Origin of the sequence: Pseudomonas sp. NC02 (assembly GCF_002874965.1) — a bacterium.
In the GTDB taxonomy this organism is placed as follows: domain Bacteria; phylum Pseudomonadota; class Gammaproteobacteria; order Pseudomonadales; family Pseudomonadaceae; genus Aquipseudomonas.
The window spans coordinates 5,408,075-5,426,497 of record NZ_CP025624.1 but is presented as its reverse complement, the minus strand read 5'-3'; the positions used below and the strand labels follow the sequence as shown (position 1 = coordinate 5,426,497).

The 18,423-nt window shown below is 59.5% G+C and carries 16 protein-coding genes and 1 tRNA gene; 10 read left to right on the top strand and 7 right to left on the bottom strand.

What is annotated here, in order from left to right:
- Window positions 1-13: 13 nt before the first annotated feature.
- The 6 genes from tolB (at window position 14) to C0058_RS25435 (ending at window position 4,320) form a co-directional block, all read left to right on the top strand.
- Entirely contained in the window at window positions 14-1,294 is a 1,281-nt protein-coding gene (tolB, locus tag C0058_RS25460; RefSeq protein ID WP_032868196.1) for a Tol-Pal system beta propeller repeat protein TolB, read from the top strand.
- A 55-nt stretch (window positions 1,295-1,349) separates the two neighbouring features.
- Window positions 1,350-1,850: a peptidoglycan-associated lipoprotein Pal gene (gene pal / locus C0058_RS25455; RefSeq protein WP_003209827.1), complete on the top strand. Its 501-nt coding sequence runs from the start codon at window positions 1,350-1,352 to the stop codon at window positions 1,848-1,850.
- A 6-nt stretch (window positions 1,851-1,856) separates the two neighbouring features.
- Window positions 1,857-2,690, top strand: coding sequence for a tol-pal system protein YbgF (gene ybgF / locus C0058_RS25450; RefSeq protein WP_023659229.1), 834 nt, complete (start codon window positions 1,857-1,859; stop codon window positions 2,688-2,690).
- A gap of 164 nt (window positions 2,691-2,854) precedes the next feature.
- Window positions 2,855-3,502, top strand: a complete 648-nt coding sequence (gene queE, locus C0058_RS25445) for a 7-carboxy-7-deazaguanine synthase QueE (protein WP_102369782.1) — start codon at window positions 2,855-2,857, stop codon at window positions 3,500-3,502.
- Window position 3,503: 1 nt separating this feature from the next.
- Window positions 3,504-4,181: a 7-cyano-7-deazaguanine synthase QueC gene (gene queC / locus C0058_RS25440; protein ID WP_043225928.1), complete on the top strand. Its 678-nt coding sequence runs from the start codon at window positions 3,504-3,506 to the stop codon at window positions 4,179-4,181.
- A 63-nt stretch (window positions 4,182-4,244) separates the two neighbouring features.
- Window positions 4,245-4,320 (top strand) — tRNA-Lys (locus tag C0058_RS25435).
- A 118-nt stretch (window positions 4,321-4,438) separates the two neighbouring features.
- Here C0058_RS25435 and pstB read toward each other — a convergent pair.
- The 5 genes from pstB to lldD all read right to left on the bottom strand — a co-directional run bounded on the left by pstB (window position 4,439) and on the right by lldD (window position 9,477).
- Window positions 4,439-5,218: a phosphate ABC transporter ATP-binding protein PstB gene (gene pstB, locus C0058_RS25430; protein WP_003209835.1), complete on the bottom strand. Its 780-nt coding sequence runs from the start codon at window positions 5,216-5,218 to the stop codon at window positions 4,439-4,441.
- On the bottom strand, window positions 5,218-6,090 hold the full coding sequence (gene pstA / locus C0058_RS25425) for a phosphate ABC transporter permease PstA (RefSeq protein ID WP_003209837.1): 873 nt from the start codon (window positions 6,088-6,090) through the stop codon (window positions 5,218-5,220). Before pstA ends, pstB begins: the two co-directional genes overlap by 1 nt.
- Window positions 6,087-7,082, bottom strand: a complete 996-nt coding sequence (gene pstC / locus C0058_RS25420) for a phosphate ABC transporter permease subunit PstC (RefSeq protein WP_102369781.1) — start codon at window positions 7,080-7,082, stop codon at window positions 6,087-6,089. Before pstC ends, pstA begins: the two co-directional genes overlap by 4 nt.
- Window positions 7,083-7,148: 66 nt before the next feature.
- A complete protein-coding gene (gene pstS / locus C0058_RS25415; protein WP_102369780.1) occupies window positions 7,149-8,165 on the bottom strand; it encodes a phosphate ABC transporter substrate-binding protein PstS in 1,017 nt (338 codons plus the stop codon).
- 169 nt (window positions 8,166-8,334) lie between these two features.
- Window positions 8,335-9,477 (bottom strand): FMN-dependent L-lactate dehydrogenase LldD, encoded by a 1,143-nt coding sequence (gene lldD, locus C0058_RS25410; RefSeq protein WP_003209842.1) that lies wholly within the window; start codon window positions 9,475-9,477, stop codon window positions 8,335-8,337.
- A 107-nt stretch (window positions 9,478-9,584) separates the two neighbouring features.
- On the opposite strand from lldD, the gene C0058_RS25405 reads away from it, so the two are divergent.
- Window positions 9,585-10,490, top strand: coding sequence for a LysR family transcriptional regulator (locus tag C0058_RS25405; protein ID WP_003209844.1), 906 nt, complete (start codon window positions 9,585-9,587; stop codon window positions 10,488-10,490).
- Here the strand turns inward: C0058_RS25405 and C0058_RS25400 are convergent.
- A complete protein-coding gene (locus C0058_RS25400) occupies window positions 10,487-12,445 on the bottom strand; it encodes a PAS domain-containing sensor histidine kinase (RefSeq protein WP_087692901.1) in 1,959 nt (652 codons plus the stop codon). The genes C0058_RS25405 and C0058_RS25400 overlap by 4 nt on opposite strands.
- A 359-nt stretch (window positions 12,446-12,804) precedes the next feature.
- On the opposite strand from C0058_RS25400, the gene C0058_RS25395 reads away from it, so the two are divergent.
- The 3 genes from C0058_RS25395 to nadA all read left to right on the top strand — a co-directional run bounded on the left by C0058_RS25395 (window position 12,805) and on the right by nadA (window position 17,070).
- Window positions 12,805-14,091, top strand: coding sequence for an OmpP1/FadL family transporter (locus tag C0058_RS25395; RefSeq protein ID WP_008432395.1), 1,287 nt, complete (start codon window positions 12,805-12,807; stop codon window positions 14,089-14,091).
- Window positions 14,092-14,219: 128 nt separating this feature from the next.
- Window positions 14,220-15,791 (top strand): lactate dehydrogenase, encoded by a 1,572-nt coding sequence (locus C0058_RS25390; protein ID WP_256579522.1) that lies wholly within the window; start codon window positions 14,220-14,222, stop codon window positions 15,789-15,791.
- Between the two features lie 220 nt (window positions 15,792-16,011).
- Complete coding sequence (gene nadA, locus C0058_RS25385) at window positions 16,012-17,070, top strand: quinolinate synthase NadA (RefSeq protein ID WP_003209852.1); 1,059 nt, start codon at window positions 16,012-16,014, stop codon at window positions 17,068-17,070.
- 838 nt (window positions 17,071-17,908) lie between these two features.
- On the opposite strand, the gene C0058_RS25375 is transcribed toward nadA, so the two are convergent.
- Window positions 17,909-18,397 carry an RDD family protein gene (locus C0058_RS25375; RefSeq protein WP_003220044.1) on the bottom strand — a complete coding sequence of 163 codons (489 nt, stop codon included), beginning with the start codon at window positions 18,395-18,397 and terminating at the stop codon, window positions 17,909-17,911.
- Window positions 18,398-18,423: the final 26 nt, after the last annotated feature.

Genomic DNA, 18,423 nt, shown 5'->3' with positions numbered 1-18,423 from the left:
CCTTCTTCGAGGAATGCTTGTCGTTATTTGCTGCATGGCAGGGATAGCGGCGGCGGATGAAAAGAACATCCTGGTCACCAGCGGTAGCGATCGGGCCACCCCGATCGCCGTTGTGCCGTTTGGCTGGCAGGGCGGCAGCGTGCTGCCGGACGACATGTCGCAGATCATCAGCGATGACCTGCGCAACTCCGGCTACTACGCACCGATCGACAAAGGCAACATGATCAGCCAGCCGACCCAGGCCAGCGAAGTCATCTTCCGTGACTGGAAAGCGCTGAACGCCCAGTACCTGATGGTGGGCAGCATCACGCCCGCCGGCGGTCGCCTGCAGATCCAGTACACCCTGTTCAACGTCGCGACCGAGCAGCAAGTGCTGACCGGCAGCGTGTCGGGCACCACGGATCAGCTGCGGGACATGGCGCACTACATCTCCGACCAGTCGTTTGAAAAACTGACCGGGATCAAGGGTGCCTTCTCCACGCGCTTGCTCTATGTAACGGCCGAGCGTTTTTCGGTAGACAACACTCGTTACACTTTGCAGCGTTCCGACTATGACGGCGCGCGTGCAGTGACGTTGCTGCAATCCCGTGAGCCGATCCTGTCGCCGCGTTTCGCGCCAGATGGCAAGCGTATCGCCTACGTGTCCTTTGAACAGAAGCGTCCACGGATCTTCGTCCAGCACATCGATACCGGTCGCCGTGAGCAGATCACCAACTTCGAAGGCCTGAATGGCGCGCCAGCCTGGTCGCCGGACGGTTCACGCCTGGCATTCGTATTGTCCAAGGATGGCAACCCGGACATCTACGTGATGAACATGGCTTCGCGCCAACTGAGCCGTGTTACCAGCGGCCCGGGCATCAACACCGAACCGTTCTGGGGCAAGGATGGCTCGACCATCTACTTCACCTCCGACCGTGGCGGCAAGCCGCAAGTCTACAAAACCAGCGTCAACGGCGGCGGCGCCGAACGAGTGACCTTTATTGGTAACTACAACGCTGCACCGAAGCTTTCGGCTGATGAAAAGACGTTGGTGATGATTCACCGTCAGGATGGTTTCACTAATTTCCGGGTTGCGGCCCAGGATTTGCAGCGTGGAACCGTAAAAATCCTTACAGATACCAACCTTGATGAGTCAGCTACTGTTGCGCCCAACGGCACCATGGTAATCTACGCCACCCGCCAGCAGGGCCGGGGAGTCTTGATGCTCGTGTCCATTAATGGACGCGTAAGGCTCCCGCTTCCTACCGCTCAAGGCGAAGTCAGAGAACCGTCCTGGTCCCCTTACCTGAACTGACGCGGCGCTACAAAAAGAAGTACTTAACACACTGGGGTTCATTAGGAGTTTCACGATGGAAATGCTGAAGTTTGGTAAGTTTGCTGCTCTGGCTCTGGCTCTGTCCGTAGCCGTTGGTTGCTCGTCTAAAGGCGGCGACAATGCCGGTGAAGGCGCAGCTGTTGATCCAAACGCTGGTTACGGCGCTAACACTGGTGCAGTTGACGGCTCCCTGAGCGAAGAAGCTGCTCTGCGCGCTATCACCACTTTCTACTTCGAATACGACAGTTCGGACCTGAAACCAGAAGCCATGCGCGCTCTGGACGTTCACGCGAAGGACCTGAAAGCTAACGGCGCTCGCGTTGTTCTGGAAGGTAACACCGACGAACGTGGTACTCGTGAGTACAACATGGCACTGGGCGAGCGTCGTGCGAAAGCCGTTCAGCGCTACCTGGTTCTGCAAGGTGTTGCTCCAGGCCAACTGGAACTGGTTTCCTACGGTAAAGAGCGTCCAGTTGCTACTGGCCACGACGAGCAGTCCTGGGCTCAAAACCGTCGCGTCGAACTGCGTAAGTAATTCGTCATGCGAACGTGCCGTCGTGCTCTAACTGTATTGGCTCTCAGCCTGGCACCGCTTGCGGTGTGGGCTGCGGTTCCTGTGGAAGATAGCAACTCTGGCTATAACAATAGCGGGAGCAGTTATCCGCCAGCGGGTTATGGCACGAACGGCGCCTATGCCGGGGGCGCGGCAACTGCCGCGCCTTCGGCACAGGGCGAACTGTTCAACCAGCTGCAACGCATGCAGGATCAATTGTCGCAGCAACAAGGCACGATTGAGGTTCTGCAGAATCAAGTGAACCAGCTGAAGCAAGAAGGCCTGGAGCGTTACCAGGATCTTGATCGACGCATTGGAGCCGGCGTTACACCAGCCGCTACTCCTGATAATTCTTCTGCCGGTGGCGCCGCAAGCGCCGCCGGTGGTGCAGCGGCAGGGGCCGCGGCTGCCAGCCAAGCCCCTGCCGCCAGCAGCGAACCGGGTGATCCGGCGAAGGAAAAGCTGTATTACGATGCAGCCTTCGACCTGATCAAAGCCAAGGATTTCGATAAGGCCAGCCAGGCTTTTACCGCATTCCTGCGCAAATACCCGAACAGCCAGTACGCGGGCAACGCCCAGTACTGGTTGGGTGAGGTGAACCTGGCCAAGGGTGATCTGCAGGGCGCAGGCCAGGCATTTGCCAAGGTCAGCCAGCTGTACCCCAAGCACGCCAAGGTGCCGGATTCGCTGTACAAACTGGCTGACGTAGAACGCCGCCTGGGTCATACCGACAAGGTCAAAGGCATTCTGCAGCAGGTGGTGGCCCAGTATCCGGGTACCTCTGCGGCCCAGTTGGCTCAGCGGGATCTGCAACGCATGTAAGCGTCGCAACCCGTTCAGAAGAAACCCGCGCCCTGCGCGGGTTTTTTCGTTAGAATCCACGCCCTTTTATGAAACACGCTTCCTGGGGTTTACGCGTTGGCGCAATTCCTTGAAGTGCCTGACGGAGGCGGACAGCCTGTTTAGCTGTTACGCCCGTGGCGACTATGCAAGACACATTACGTATCACCGAAGTTTTTTACTCGTTGCAGGGTGAAACGCGCACTGCCGGGCTGCCCACTGTATTTGTGCGCCTCACCGGTTGCCCGCTGCGTTGCCAGTACTGCGACAGCGCCTACGCCTTCAGCGGCGGCACCGTGCGCACCCTTGAAGACATCCTTGAGCAGGTGGCCGGTTACCAGCCGCGTTATGTCTGCGTCACGGGTGGCGAGCCACTGGCACAGCCCAATGCCATTCCCTTGCTCAAGCAGTTGTGCGATGCCGGTTACGAGGTGTCCCTGGAAACCAGCGGCGCCCTCGATATCTCTGCAGTCGACCCTCGGGTCAGCCGAGTCGTCGACCTCAAGACCCCAGGCTCCAAGGAAGTGCACCGCAACCGCTACGAGAACATTGAGCTGCTGACGGCCAACGATCAGGTCAAGTTCGTCATCTGTTCCCGTGAAGACTACGACTGGGCGACCTCCAAGCTGATCCAGTATGGCCTGGACCGCCGGGCCGGCGAAGTGCTGTTTTCCCCCAGCCATCATGACCTGAATGCTCGCGACCTGGCCGACTGGGTCGTTGCAGACAACCTTCCGGTGCGTCTGCAACTGCAGCTGCACAAGTACCTGTGGAACGATGAGCCGGGGCGCTGAGATGACTGATCAAAAACGTGCGGTGATCCTGCTGTCCGGCGGCCTCGACTCCGCGACCGTGGTCGCCATGGCCCGTGCAGAAGGCTACAGCTGCTACACCATGAGCTTCGACTACGGCCAGCGTCACCGTGCCGAACTGAACGCTGCCGCCCGTGTCGCCCGAGACCTGGGCGCGGTTGAGCACAAGGTGATCGGCCTGAATCTCGACGGCATGGGTGGCTCGGCGCTGACCGACAGCTCCATAGACGTGCCGCAAGGCCCCAGCGAAGGCATTCCGGTGACCTACGTGCCGGCACGCAACACGGTCTTCCTGTCCCTGGCCCTCGGCTGGGCCGAGGTGCTCAATGCCCGCGACATCTTCATCGGCGTCAACGCCCTGGACTACGCCGGATACCCGGACTGCCGCCCCGAGTACATCGAGTCGTTCGAGCGCATGGCCAACCTGGCGACCAAGGCCGGTGTAGAAGGGCAGGGCTTTCGCATCCTGGCGCCACTGCAGAACCGTAGCAAGGCCGATATCGTGAAGGCAGGCGTAGGACTTGGCGTCGATTACTCGCTGACTGTTTCCTGCTATCAGGCAGACACTGATGGTCGCGCTTGTGGGAAATGCGACAGCTGCAGACTGCGTGCAGAGGGCTTCCAAGCGGCCGGAATTACTGACCCAACGCGTTATTTCTGATTTATTTTAAATAAGGTGTTGAATAATCCTTAGAAATCAGTATTATACGCGCCACCACACAGCGGGTCGTTAGCTCAGTTGGTAGAGCAGTTGGCTTTTAACCAATTGGTCGTAGGTTCGAATCCCACACGACCCACCATTTTTGGCGGTTTAGAAAATCCGGAAGGCCCACGCAAGTGAGGATTTCCGGGTTTTTTTTTGCCCAGTAAAAAGCCGATCACTCTCGCGACAGAGAGTGATCGACTTTTTTGTTAAAGCTAGCCAAACCGCCCGGTGATGTAGTCCTCGGTCTGTTTCATCTTCGGCTTGGTGAAGATCTCATCCGTATTGCCATGCTCAATCAGTTCGCCCATGAACATGAACGCCGTGCTGTCCGACACCCGGGCGGCCTGCTGCATGTTGTGGGTCACGATGATCACCGTGTATTGCTCTTTCAGCTCGGTGATCAACTGCTCGATGCGCCCGGTGGAAATCGGGTCGAGCGCCGAGGTCGGTTCATCCAGCAACAATACTTGCGGGCGCAGCGCAATGGTGCGGGCGATGCACAGCCGTTGCTGTTGTCCGCCGGAAAGACTCTGGGCGCTTTGTTTGAGTTTGTCCTTCACCTCATCCCACAGCGCGCCGCCGCGCAAGGCTTGCTCGACTCGATCATCCATTTCCCGGCGCGACAGCTTTTCGTGGTGACGCACGGCATAGGCGATGTTGTCGTAGATCGACATCGGGAACGGTACCGGCTTCTGGAAGACCATTCCGACGTGGCTGCGCAGGCGGTTCATCGAATAGCCGGGGGCGAGGATGTTTTCGCCATTGAGCAGCACTTCACCGCGGGCTTCCTGCTTCGGGTACATCGAGTAGATACGGTTGAACACCCGTAGCAAGGTCGACTTGCCGCAGCCCGATGGGCCGATGATCGCGGTGATGCGTTTTTCCGGAATGTCGATGTCGATGGATTTCAGCGAACGTTGGTTGTTGTAGAAAAACTCCAACCCACGGACACGGATTTTGGTTTTTTCAGGATCAAGGCGGGTCGATTGCATCAGTGGGACCTATTGCGCAAAAGAATCAGGCGAGACAGCAAGCTCAGCACCAGCACGAACATCGTCAGTACCAAGGCGCCTGCCCATGCGAGGGAGTGCCAGTCATCGAAGGGGCTCATGGCGTACTGGAAAATAACCACCGGCACGCTGGCAATCGGCTTGAGCAGGTTGCTGCTCCAGAACTGGTTGCCGAAGGCGGTGAACAGCAGCGGCGCGGTTTCCCCGGTAATCCGCGCCAGCGCCAGCAGGATGCCGGTCACCACGCCGGCCTTGGCCGCTCTCAACACGATCTGCAACGTCAGTTTCCACTGGGGTACGCCCAGGGCCAGGGCCGCCTCGCGCATGGTGGAAGGTTGCAGTTGGAGCATCTCGTCGGTCGTGCGCACCACCACCGGAATCACCAGCAAGGCCAGCGCCAGGGCACCGGCAATGGCGGAGAAACCTACCTGGTGATTGGTCAGCAGGTTCAGCGGCAGGATCACCCCGGTGTAGATGAACAGGCCCAGCACGATCGACGGCGCGGACAGCAGGATGTCGTTGATGAAACGCACCGTGGTACCCAGGCGCGAGTGTCGTGCGAATTCCGCCAGCCAGATACCGGCCATCAGCCCGATGGGCGTGCCAATCAGCAGCGCAATCCCGGACATCAGGGCGCTGCCATAAAACGCGTTGGCCAGGCCGCCGTCTGTTCCGGGTGGCGGCGTCATCTCGGTAAACAGGCGCAGGTTGAGCGCCTGAAAGCCGTTGATGATGGTGGTCAGCAGAATCCACGCCAGCCACAGCAGGCCAAAGACTGTCGCGCCACAACTGAGCAGCATGGCCACCCGGTTCTTCAAGGCACGCTTGCGGTACAGGCGTTCGTTGCTGCTCATAGGCCCTCCTTGCGGGACAGGCGCATGAGCATCAGCCGCGCCAGTGCCAGCACCACGAATGTCACGATAAACAGCAGGAAGCCCAGGGCGATCAGCGCCGAGCGATGCAGGTCGGTGTACGCCTCGCTGAACTCGTTGGCGATGACGGACGCGATGGAACTGCTGGGCATCAGCAACGAGGCGGAGAACTGTTGCGCGTTGCCCAGCACGAAGGTCACGGCCATGGTTTCACCCAGGGCGCGGCCGAGGCCGAGAAAGATCCCGCCGACCACGGCCGAACGGGTGTAGGGCAGGACGATGTCCCACACCACTTCCCAGGTAGTACTGCCCAGTGCGTAGGCCGACTCCTTCAATTGAGTCGGCACACTGCGGAAAACCTCATGCATCACCGACGTGATGAACGGCGTGATCATGATCGCCAGCACGATGCCGGCGGTCAGCATCCCGATGCCCAGCGGCGGCCCCTGGAACAGCGAGCCAATAAACGGAAGCGCACCCAGGTAGTCATTGATCCAGGGTGACAAGTGTTCAGCCATAAAGGGCCCGAAAACAAACAGGCCCCACATGCCATAGATAATCGAGGGAATGCCCGCGAGCAATTCAACGGCGGAGGCGACTGGCATTCTGAGCCAGGGCGGCGCCACTTCGGTGAGGAAAATAGCGATGCCGAAACTCACCGGCACCGCAATCAGCAACGCCAGCAACGAGGTGACCAAGGTGCCGTAGATCGGTACCAGGGCGCCAAAGTGGTTGTTGACCGCATCCCACTCGGTGCTGGTGATGAAACCGAAACCGAAGGTCTTGAAGGCCAGGCCACCGCCCCACAGGGTGGAGGCGGCGATGCTTGCCAAGAGCAGCAGCGCCAGCATCGCGGCCCCGAACATCGAGCGTTTGAACCACAGATCGTGGCGCTGATCGCGAGCGGCGCGGCTATCACCCGACACGTCGCTTGCGTGAGTAGTCATAACCAGGGATTGCACGGTGTCGTTCATATCAGAAGTGCTCACCCGCCTCCATCAAGCATGCAGATGCTTGAGGAAGGGGGCTATAGAGGCGGATCAGTGGGCGAAGTCAGACTTCCAGTAACCTTCGATCCGGGTCACGAGGGAATCGGGCAACGCTACGTAGTCCAATGCCGCAGCCTGCTGCTGACCTTTCTCCAACGACCATTTGAAGAAGTTGAAAGCGGCCTGGCTTTGCTCAACGTTTTTTGCCTGCTTGTACATGATGATCCAGGTGGTCGCCGTGATCGGCCACGCGTTCTCGCCCGGTGCGTTGGTCATGATCAGGTTGAAGTCATGGGCGTTGGCCCAATCGGCAGTATCAGCCGCTGCCTGGAAGGCCTTGGCGTTGGGCTCGACGAATTTGCCGGACGCGTTCTTCAGTGAGGCGTAGGTCATCTTGTTTTGCAGGGCGTAGGCGTATTCAACAAAGCCGATGGAGTTCTTGATCTGCTTCACGTAGGCCGAAACACCTTCGTTACCCTTGCCGCCCACACCGACCGGCCACGGCACGGTGGTGCCGAAACCGATTTTGGTTTTCCAGCCATCACTGACCTTGGAGAGGTAGTTGGTGAAGTTGTACGAGGTGCCCGAGCCGTCCGAGCGGTGGACCACGGTGATATTCGCGCCCGGCAGTTTCAAGCCGGGGTTGAGGGCGGCAATCGCCGGGTCGTTCCAGGCCTTGATGTCACCGAGGAAGATCTTCGCCAGCACATCACCATCGAGTTTCAGCTGGCCAGCTGCAACGCCCTCGACGTTCATCACCGGCACGATGCCGCCAATCACGCTTGGGAATTGGCCGAGGCCGCCGGCCTTCAGTTCATCCGCCGACAGCGGCGCGTCGGACGCACCGAAGTCCACGGTAGCCGCTTTGATCTGGGCGATACCACCACCGGAGCCGATGGACTGGTAGTTGATCCGGTCACTGGAGCTTTTGCTGTATTCCTGGGACCACTTGGACAGCACCGGGTAGACGAAACTGGAGCCTGCGCCCGTGACGTCAGTGGCGTGAGCGACACCACTCAGGCACAGGGCAGTGAACAACACTGACAGACTCTTTTTGGTCAGCAACATCACGACGACACCTCAAAGGAAGGGGGCAGGTGGAGGACTCCACCTGCCTGGGACGTGACGATTTAATTCCTGAAATGTGTCTGTTTAATGACGGTTTGGCTTTATGAAGAAACATTTAGAAATATCTGTGGGCGACCCCGGAAGGGATGCTCCGAGGTCGCTGCACTGATCAACCCTGGCTGCGCACCAGGATCGACTCATCGATCTGGGCGATCGACGTGACTCCGGTCAACGTCATGGCCACGCGCATTTCCTTGGCGAAGATATCCAGCAGGTTCTCCACGCCACGCTGCCCGTCGGCGGCCAGTGCGTAAGCCTGTGCACGGCCCAGCAGAACGCCCTTGGCGCCCAGCGCGAGCATGCGCACCACGTCCAGCCCCGAGCGTACGCCGGAGTCCACCAGCACCGTCAGATCGCTGCCCACGGCTTGTACGATAGGCGCCAGTGCCTTGGCTGTGGACAGCACGCCATCCAACTGGCGCCCGCCGTGGTTGGATACGACGATGCCGTCGGCACCAAAGCTCACCGCGTCCTTGGCATCTTGTGGGTCGAGGATGCCTTTGATGATCATCGGGCCTTTCCAGAATTCGCGGATCCACTCCAGGTCTTTCCAACTGATGGAAGGGTCGAAGTTGTTGGCCAGCCAGCCGATGTAGTCCTTCAGTTGGGTGGGCTTGCCCAGGTACTTGGAGATGTTGCCCAGGTCGTGGGGGCGACCCAGCAGGCCCACATCGAAGGCCCAGGCTGGTTTGGTCATGGCCTGCAGGATTTGGCGTTGCGGCCCGTAGGCACCGGACATACCCGAATGGGCATCGCGATAACGCGCGCCGGGGGTGGGCATGTCGACCGTGAACACGAGGTTTTTCACCCCGGCGGCCTGGGCGCGCTCCAGGGCGTTTTTCATGAAGCCGCGGTCTTTCAGCACATACAGCTGAAACCAGATCGATTGCGGGCTCTGGGACGCCACTTCCTCGATCGGGCACACGGAAACGGTCGACAGGCAAAACGGAATGCCCTTGTTCGCTGCCGCCTTCGCCGCCTGGACTTCACCACGCCGGGCAAACATGCCGGTCAGGCCCACCGGGCTGAGGACCACCGGCATCGCCAATGGCTGGTCGAACAACGTGGTTTCAAGGCTCAGGCTTTCGACGTTGCGCAGGATGCGCTGGCGCAGGCTGATATCCGACAGGTCCGAGCTGTTGGCCCTGAGGGTGTGTTCGGCGTAGGCGCCGCCGTCGATGTAGTCGAACAGGAAACGCGGCAGTTTGCGGCGGGCGGCTTCGCGGTAATCCGATGCAGACGAAATGATCATGAACAGTGATGCCCCGAGTGAAGAAAACGGTGGGGTGAGGATAGACAAAGGCCTTTCATGGTAAAAACAACTTTTCCAACTTGAATCAAGTCGCAAACGGAATACTCATGAACCTTCGTACGTTGCTGGCCTTTGTCGAAGTAGTTCGCCAGGGCAGCTTCTCACAAGCAGCCGAGGTGGTTTCGCTCACCCAGTCTACCGTCAGCAAGGCGGTCAAGACTCTGGAAGATGAATTGGGCACGCCGCTGTTCAATCGCATCGGCCACAAGAGCGAGCTCACGGCCGCCGGCGAAATTGCCTACCGCCGAGCGCTGGTGTTGCTGGCGGAGCGCAGTGACCTGGTGGCCGAGATCAACGACTTGCTGGGGCTCAAGCGCGGTGTATTGCGCATCGGCTTGCCGCCGGTGGGCAGTGGGGTGCTGTTTGCGGCGATGTTTGCCTTGTATCGACAGCGTTATCCGGAAATCGAGATCGAGCTGATCGAGCATGGCAGCAAGAAGTTGGGCGAATGCCTGGAGGCCGGGGAGGTGGACCTGGCCGCGTTGCTGGTACCGGTGGCGGGAGAATTTGAATATCAGGATGTGCGCGTCGAGCCACTGATGGTGGTGATGCCGATCGACCATCCTTTGGCCGGGCGTAAAAGCGTCGATTTTTCCGACCTGGCTGACTCGCCCTTTATTCTGTTCGAGGCCGGGTTTGCGCTTAACCGGATCATTCTCACAGCCTGCGAGCGCAGAGGCGTAGTCCCGCGTATCACCGCCCGCAGTGCGCAGATCGACTTTATCGTCGACCTGGTTGCCGCAGGCCTGGGTGTCGCGTTTCTACCGAGCATGCTGGCTTACAAACACCTGCACGCCGGCATCGCCCTGATCCAGCTGGACGAGCCCCAGACTGATTGGCACATCGCCCTGGCTTGGCGGCGACAGGCGCACTTGCCACCGGCGGCGCGGGCCTGGCTGGATCTGGCCCTGGAGATGGGGAATGTTCCGGACACGACCCGGCCTGCGGTCTAGCCTTGTGCGACCAGGGGCAGGCGGCTCTTGACGACTTTTTGCAGCAGCAGGGCCAGCACCTCGGTGGAATACGGCTTTTGCAGCAAGACAAAACGGCTGGCTTCTTCCTGGGCGATACGCGCGTATTCGTCGTTGTAGCCGGTGGTGAGCACCACCGGCAGCCATGGGTACAAGGCTTCGATTGCGTCCAGCAACTCCAGGCCACTCATGCCGGGCATGGAGATATCGGAGAACACCACCTGGAAGCTTTCTGGGTTGGGGGCCAGGGCTTCCAGCGCGCTGTTCGCATCCGGCACCCACAGCACGTGAAAGCCCATCTGTTCCAGGGTTTGCGAGGTGTACAGGCCCACATCGGCGTTGTCCTCGACCATCAGCACGCACAAGCCTGAGATGATGGGCGAAGCGCTGGTGTCTTGAGGTACCGGCATGGCACTTGGCTCGACCTTGGGCAGGTACAGCGTAAATTGGCTACCCCTGCCGCACTCGCTCTGTACCAGGATTTCCCCGCCTGATTGCTTGGCGAAGCCGTACACCTGGGACAAGCCCAGGCCGGTGCCCTGGCCGATACCCTTGGTGGTGTAGAAGGGCTCAAAGATCGCGTCGAGTTTTTCCGGCGGGATACCCGAGCCGGTGTCCGCCAGTTCGATGGTCACGTAATCGGCGACACGTACCGGGTGAGCGCGAACCGAGGGTAGCCAGCTTGCCGTCGAAACGGTGATGGTCAAATGCCCGTTGCCGGCCATGGCATCCCTGGCGTTCACCACCATGTTGACCAGCGCGGTATCGAACTGGCTTTCGTCGGCGTTGATAAAGCAGGCGTCGTCAGGCACCTGGATGCTTACCTTGACCCGTGAACCGGTCAGGCTGTCCATCATCTCGCCCACCCGCTTTACACTTTCGCCGACGTTGAACACCTCGGGTCGCAAAGCCTGGCGGCGGGCGAATGTGAGCAACTGGGCCGTCAGGCGGGCCGCGCGATCGACCGTGCTGGCGATGGCTTCCACGTATTTCACGCGGCGTGCTTCGCTCAGGGCAGGTGGCTTGAGCAAGTCGGCACAGGACTTGATCACCGTCAGCAGGTTATTGAAATCATGTGCGACACCGCCAGTGAGTTGGCCGATGGCTTCCAGTTTCTGTGACTGACGCAGGGCGTCTTCCGACAGTCGCAGGGCTTCCTTGGCTTCTTCCTCAGCCTGGATATCACGGCCCACGGCGTGGATGTAGTCGCTGTCGGGCACGGCCGTCCAGGCGATCATGCGGTAGCTGCCGTCCTGGTGGCGGTAACGGTTCTTGAAATTGGGGAAGTTCTTGCCATCGCCCAAACGGCTGACCGCCGAGGATGAGACGGCCAGGTCGTCGGGGTGAACCAGGGCCAGCAACTGGCTGCCCACCAGGTCGTTTTCGGCGTGGCCGAGCATGCGTGTCCAGGCCGGGTTCACGGCGGAGATCACACCGTCGAGTTGTGCCACCAGCATCAGGTCCGGCGACAGGCGCCAGATACGGTCGCGATCGCGAGTGCGTTCGACCACCCGCTGTTCCAGGGACTCGTTGAGTTTGCGCAGGGACTCTTCGGCTTCGCGCAGGGGCGTGATGTCCCGGGACACGCAGAGGATTTTCTCCGGCAGGCCGTCACTGCCCATGATCGGGCTGACGTTCACGTGCCACCATTTAAGGTTGCCGGCCAGGGTGTGGGCAGCGCCGACAAAGCTGGCATTGCGACCGGCCTTGGCGGCCTCAACGGCAGCCTTGGCATCGAGATTGCCCTGGTCGTGCCAGAAGTCGGGCCAGGGGCAGCCGCGGATCGCATTGAAGTCGCTGACTTCCATGATCTGCTTGCCGCCTTCGCTCATGAAGGTCAGGCGGGCGTCGAGGTCCAGCACCTTGATGCAATCGTTGATGCTGGCAAGCACGCGTTCGGTGAAGGCTTCGCTGTGGTTGAGGCCCGCGGCGGACAAATCACTCTCGCCAGATTCAGGTGGGCTGTTTGTCTCAGGACCCGTCCCGATAGTGCTATTCATTTGAGTGCTGCCACGCGTGTTAAATGGCCGTCATCATGTCATTGCGACACTTATATCACCAGCGCCTTCACGCATATTCGATGGCAGGCAATCCGGCATGCTCCAAGCGTGACGGCGAGATTAAAACCCGTCAGTCATATTCAGGTTCCGGGGTCTGAATAAGTGCTGGAAAAACCGTCGAAGTCTTTGAAAAAAATAGGATTGTCGGACAATTTTGCGCATGAAAAACTCTTCATAATTTGCCCGCTCGAAGATTGGTAGCTTCCTCTCGCTGCCCAATAATTCGAGTTCTAATAATGAATAAAAAACTCTTCAAGAGCGCTTTGGCGCTGTCGATTTCCCTTGCCTCCACTTCCTTGTTTGCCGGTGGTTTTGCCCTCAACGAACAAAGCATCAGTTCAATGGGGACCGGTTACGCCGGGCGTTCCTCCTCCGCGGATGACGCCAGCACGGTGTTTGGCAACCCGGCGGGCATGTCTCGTCTCAAGCAGAATGAAGTGAGCATCGGGGCGACCTACCTGGATGCCAAGTCGAACATCAAGGACGCCAGTTCCAGCCAAGGTGGCGTGGACAACCCCGGCACCAACAAAGGCGATATGGTCCCCGGCATCGCCGTACCGATGGGCTACCTGGTGACGCCGATTGATGAACACTGGGCGTTTGGCCTGGGAATCTACGCGCCGTTCGGCCTCGTGACCGACTATGAACACAGCTTCCAGGGCAATGGCTTTGGCAACAAAAGCAAGGTTCAAGTCATCACGGTGCAGCCAACCGTCAGCTATGCCTTCAACGACAAGGTTTCGGTGGGCTTCGGTCCGACCTTCAACCGTATCAGTGGCGAACTGGACTCCAAGGTCCCGGCATTTGGCCTCGGCACGGAAAGCGTAAAGGTCAAGGGCGACGACACTGCCACCGGTTTCAACGCCGGTATCCTGGTGCAGCCGATTGAAAGCACGCGCATTGGTGTGACCTACCACTCGCAGGTTGTGTATCACCTGTCGGGCAAAACCAACGCCTCGGGGGTGCTCACCGACCTGGTGGATGGCGGCCCGCAGCGGTATGACGCCAAGCTGGATGTCACCACGCCGTCGTCCGTGGACTTCTCGGTCACCCATAAACTCAACGATGACTGGACCCTGTACGTCGGCAGCACCTACACCCGCTGGAGCCAGTTGAAGAAGATTACGATCAACAACAGTGGCGTCTCTGACCTCGCCACCGAACTGGCCGGCCTGAACTCCATCACCGAAGAACAGCACTGGCATGACACCTGGTCTCACGCCATCGGCCTGTCGTACCAGTTGAACAAGCAACTGGTGCTGCGTACCGGCTTTTCGGTGGACCAGACGCCCACCAACAACACCGACCGGTCCGTACGTATTCCTACGGGCGATCGCACGGTGTTCAGCTTGGGCGCTGGCTGGACGCCAGTGGATAACCTGACCTTCGACGTCGCTTATTCCTACCTGAAAGAAGAGCCGATCAAGGTCCGCGACAATAATCCGCAACTGGCGCTGACCTACGACGCCAAGTATGAAAACAGCGCCAACGGTTTCGGCGGTTCGGTGACTTACCGCTTCTGATGCACCGGAAGAGGGCAAAGAGTCAGTTTTCTGACATGGCTCTTTGCTAGCAATTGTATCGGTCGCGCTACCAAACCTTCCCTGTCTTGGTTAAATTGGCTGCAATCCAGCTCAAGACAGGGATCGTCATGACTACGCTTTCGCCGATCAGCTCCGCCATCGCCCTTACCAATCGACCCGCCGTTACCCCGCCAGCTACGCAGGCGCCAGAAACGGACGCCGCTGCCGTGCGACCTTCCTCGGTGGTCAGCCTTGGCAATGTCACGGTAGACGTTCAAGCCGAGACGTATTCCCGCAACGGCCAATTGCCCGGCCATGGGCCGATCAATGCCTGGGAAAGTGACAGCGACGATGCGGTCACCAAAGCGATCAGCACGAATTTCCCTGCACTGCCCAGAGGCACAGGCTTCAGCGGCCTGGGCGCTACCCTGATCGAGCAATTTGCGAAGAGCGGTACCGACATTTCCCAGTCGGCGCTGAGCACCAGCGCTTCCAGGACCCAAAGCCCCGCCGAACTCAAGGTTCAACAGACGCTGCTGCACAGCAAGGCCGACAACCTGGTCAGCCTGACCGTCAAGACGGCCAGCGGCAAGACCGTCACCTTCAGCCTGGCCAGCCAGTCCGCAGGCCTGGCCGCGCAGGCGAAGGTGGACGGTGGCGCCCTCAGCGCCGCCGAACTCAAGGAAGTCGCCAAGTTGGGCGAAGCCTTCCAGGACGCGATCGACGGCCTGGCCGCCCAGCCGCCGAAACTCGAGCTGAGCAAGCTGACGCAGTTTGATTCCAGCGTATTGGCTTCGGTGGACCTCAGCGGCAAATTGAAAGTGAGCAATACTGACGACCTCACGCTTGCATTCCATGCGGACAGCCAGGGCCGCACCACGCGCATGAGTAGCCCGGCGGGGGAAGTGAATCTCTCGGTCGACCTGAAGAACGCCGGCATCCTCGGCAACGCCAAGCAACAGGCAATCGCGCTGAAAAGCTACCTGGCCCAGTTCGACAAGGCCCAGGCGCGGGGCAAGGCCAATGCTGACCTGATGGCGATGTTCAAGGATGCGTTTACCGCCATGAACAGCAACTACCCGCAGAGCGCCAAAGCGCCTGCGCCGCTGACCCGCAGCGCGGCAGATCAAGGCCTGCTGACGGGCCTGGCGGATTTCAAGGCCTCCATCAGCCAGGCGGCCAGCTCCCCCAACCCGGCGCGCCCAGGGGAAACCGATACGTTTGCCTATGGGATTTCCCAGAAAACGCGCATCGGCGGCAATGACCTCTCCAATCGCACGATCGATCAGGTCCAGCGATCAAGCCTCAAGGCCAGTTTCCATCAGGGCCTGGATGGCGGGAAGCCGCCGGCTTTCGATACCAGGCGCGAGTCGCAGAACTACCTCTATGTGCAGGTCGACGACAAGGCCAGCAGTGCGGCGAACATCACCTACAAGGATGGCTTCCTGACCAACGCCTCCGTGGACCAAAGCGCCAGCCAGAACACCCGCACCCAGCGATACGAGATGGCTCGACTGGTTAAAGACAGCGTGGTACCGAACGAGGCCACCAGCCATCGCGACTACCTGGTACTGCTGGAATATGCGGCGCGGGAAGGCAAGAGTGCCAAGGGCGCCGATGAAACCATCCTGAAGGATGCCCTGGCGAACATGCATCAGTGGGCGTTGCTGCAAGGCGATCCGTCCGCTTTGCCCGGTTAAACCGGTCGTTGTAAAAAAAGGGAAACCCCTGGCCGGGTTTCCCTTTTTCATGCCTGGCCGAATCCCAGATTAGGCTTTTGAAACCATTCGATATTCTGTAGCCTTGCGCAGCTTCACCGTGCTTGATGAACACAATCACTTCGTCCGGCGGCGCCCGAAAGGCTCCAGAGCCGGTGGTACACTCGACTTTCGCGCAACTGCGCCTGCAGGTCTTGCGAACATGACGCAAATTTCCGAACGCCTTCTGGTCCAAGCCCACCTCGACGCCAAGCAGCCCAAGGTGCTGAGCGCCGAAGAAGAGGCGGGCTACCGCGCCGCCATCGCCGCCGAGCTCAAGGCTCAGGACGCGGTGCTGGTGGCACACTTCTACTGCGACCCGGTGATTCAGGCCCTGGCCGAAGAAACCGGTGGTTGTGTGTCCGACTCCCTGGAAATGGCCCGCTTCGGCGCGGCGCACCCGGCCAAGACCGTATTGGTGGCGGGCGTGCGATTCATGGGGGAGACGGCCAAGATCCTCACGCCTGAAAAACGCATCCTGATGCCGACACTGGAAGCCACGTGCTCTCTGGACCTTGGCTGCCCGGTGGATGAGTTCTCGGCATTCTGTGATCAGCACCCTGAGCGCACCGTGGTGGTTTATGCCAACACGTCGGCGGCGGTGAAAGCCCGTGCTGATTGGGTGGTGACTTCCAGTTGTGCGCTGGAGATTGTCGAAAGCCTGATGGATAACGGCGAGACGATTATCTGGGGGCCGGACAAGCACCTGGGCACCTATATCCAGCGTCAGACGGGTGCAGACATGTTGCTGTGGGATGGTGCGTGCATCGTGCACGAGGAGTTCAAGTCCAAGCAGTTGGAGGACATGAAGGCGTTGTACCCGGACGCGGCGATTCTGGTGCACCCGGAGTCGCCGACGTCGGTGATCGAGTTGGCGGATGCGGTGGGGTCTACCAGCCAGTTGATTGCGGCGGCGCAGCGGTTGCCGAACAAGACGTTTATCGTGGCCACCGACCGCGGCATTTTCTACAAGATGCAGCAGCTGTGCCCGGACAAGGTGTTTGTCGAGGCGCCGACGGCGGGGAATGGGGCGGCGTGTCGCAGTTGTGCGCATTGCCCGTGGATGGCGATGAATACTCTGGAGCGTACGCTGCAGTGTTTGCGTGAGGGGAGTAATGAAATTTTTGTTGAGCCTTCGGTGATTCCGCAGGCGGTTAGACCGCTGAAGCGGATGTTGGATTTTACTCAGGCGGCTCGGTTGAGGTTGGCGGGGAATGCTTGATCTTGTTTGAGTACATATCCGTTATTTAGGTAACGGCCGCTTATGGTTCCGCTCTTACAGCGGGTCACTTTTGGCAAACGCCCCAAAAGTAACCAAAAGGTCTTTGCCCCACCACTCGGTGCCTCGCTTAGGCTCGGCATGCCCGCACTCCGGCCCGGTTCCGCGGGCCGCCGCGACGGGCCATCCATGGCCCGGCGCGGCTAAATCGGCATCCCTGCCGATTTACCCGCTCCACCGTGCCTACTTGCGGCCATCGTGGTTGACGGGGCCCGCAGATCAAAATCAAAAGCAAGAGCACAGCGGCCTACCGGCCGGCTTGAGTGTTAAAAGCAAAAGCAAAGACCAGAGCGAAAACAGATCTGCTTTTATGTGGGAGCGGGCTTGCTCGCGAAAAACCTGAGAGCGCCGCGTTGAATCAGGATGCCCACGTCATCGTTAACGACCTTCGCGAGCAAGCCAGCTCCCACATTTGGACCGTGCCCGCTTTAGATTTTGATTTTGCTTTTAACACTCAAGCCGGCCGGGAGGCCGCTGTGCTCTTGCTGTTGATCTTGATTTTGATCTTAGGCGCCCCGTTAAACCACGCTGGCCGAACGCAGGCTTTGGAGCGTGGGTAACCTGGCAGGACGCCAGGTTAGCCGTCCTGGGCCAAGGATGGCCCATGACGGCGGCCCACGGTCCAAAGCCGGAGTGAGGGCACTCCGAGCCTAGGCGAGGAGCCGAGTGGTGGGGCAAGAGCGTTTTGCTTACTTTTGCGCTTTTCAAAAGTGAGCCGCTGTAAAAGCGGAACCAATAGCGGCCATAACCGCAGCAACGGATATGCCCCCAACCTGAAAACCTACTTCTTTTTCTTCGGAACCCGCACCAACCGCGTATCCGAATAAATGTCATGCCAGCCACGCTTCTGCTTGTCGAACAACGACCAGATAAACCCAAGCCCCAGGCACAACCACGAAGCAATCGACACCACAAACCGCAACAACGCCTGCCACAGACTAATCCGCGACCCATCAGCGTTCTGCACCCGCACCCCCCAAACCTGCATCCCCAGGGTCTGCCCCGAGTGCGTCCAGAACTTGGCAAAAAACCCAAACAACACAAAAAACAAAATCGTCGACAACAGCGGATCACCATCCAGAGCGCCGGATTCGGAAAGCGCCCGCAACTTGGCCTCACCGACAAACCCCATCCACACCAGCTTGTAGATGAAGGCCGTGACGATCAGCAGGGCGGTGCACAACAGGAAGTCATAGAACATCGCTGCCAGACGACGGCCCAGGCCTACGGCGGGAAACTCGCCTTGGGGGCTCAGCAGGTGTTTCGACATGGCATGGCTCTCGGCAGGAAAAAAGC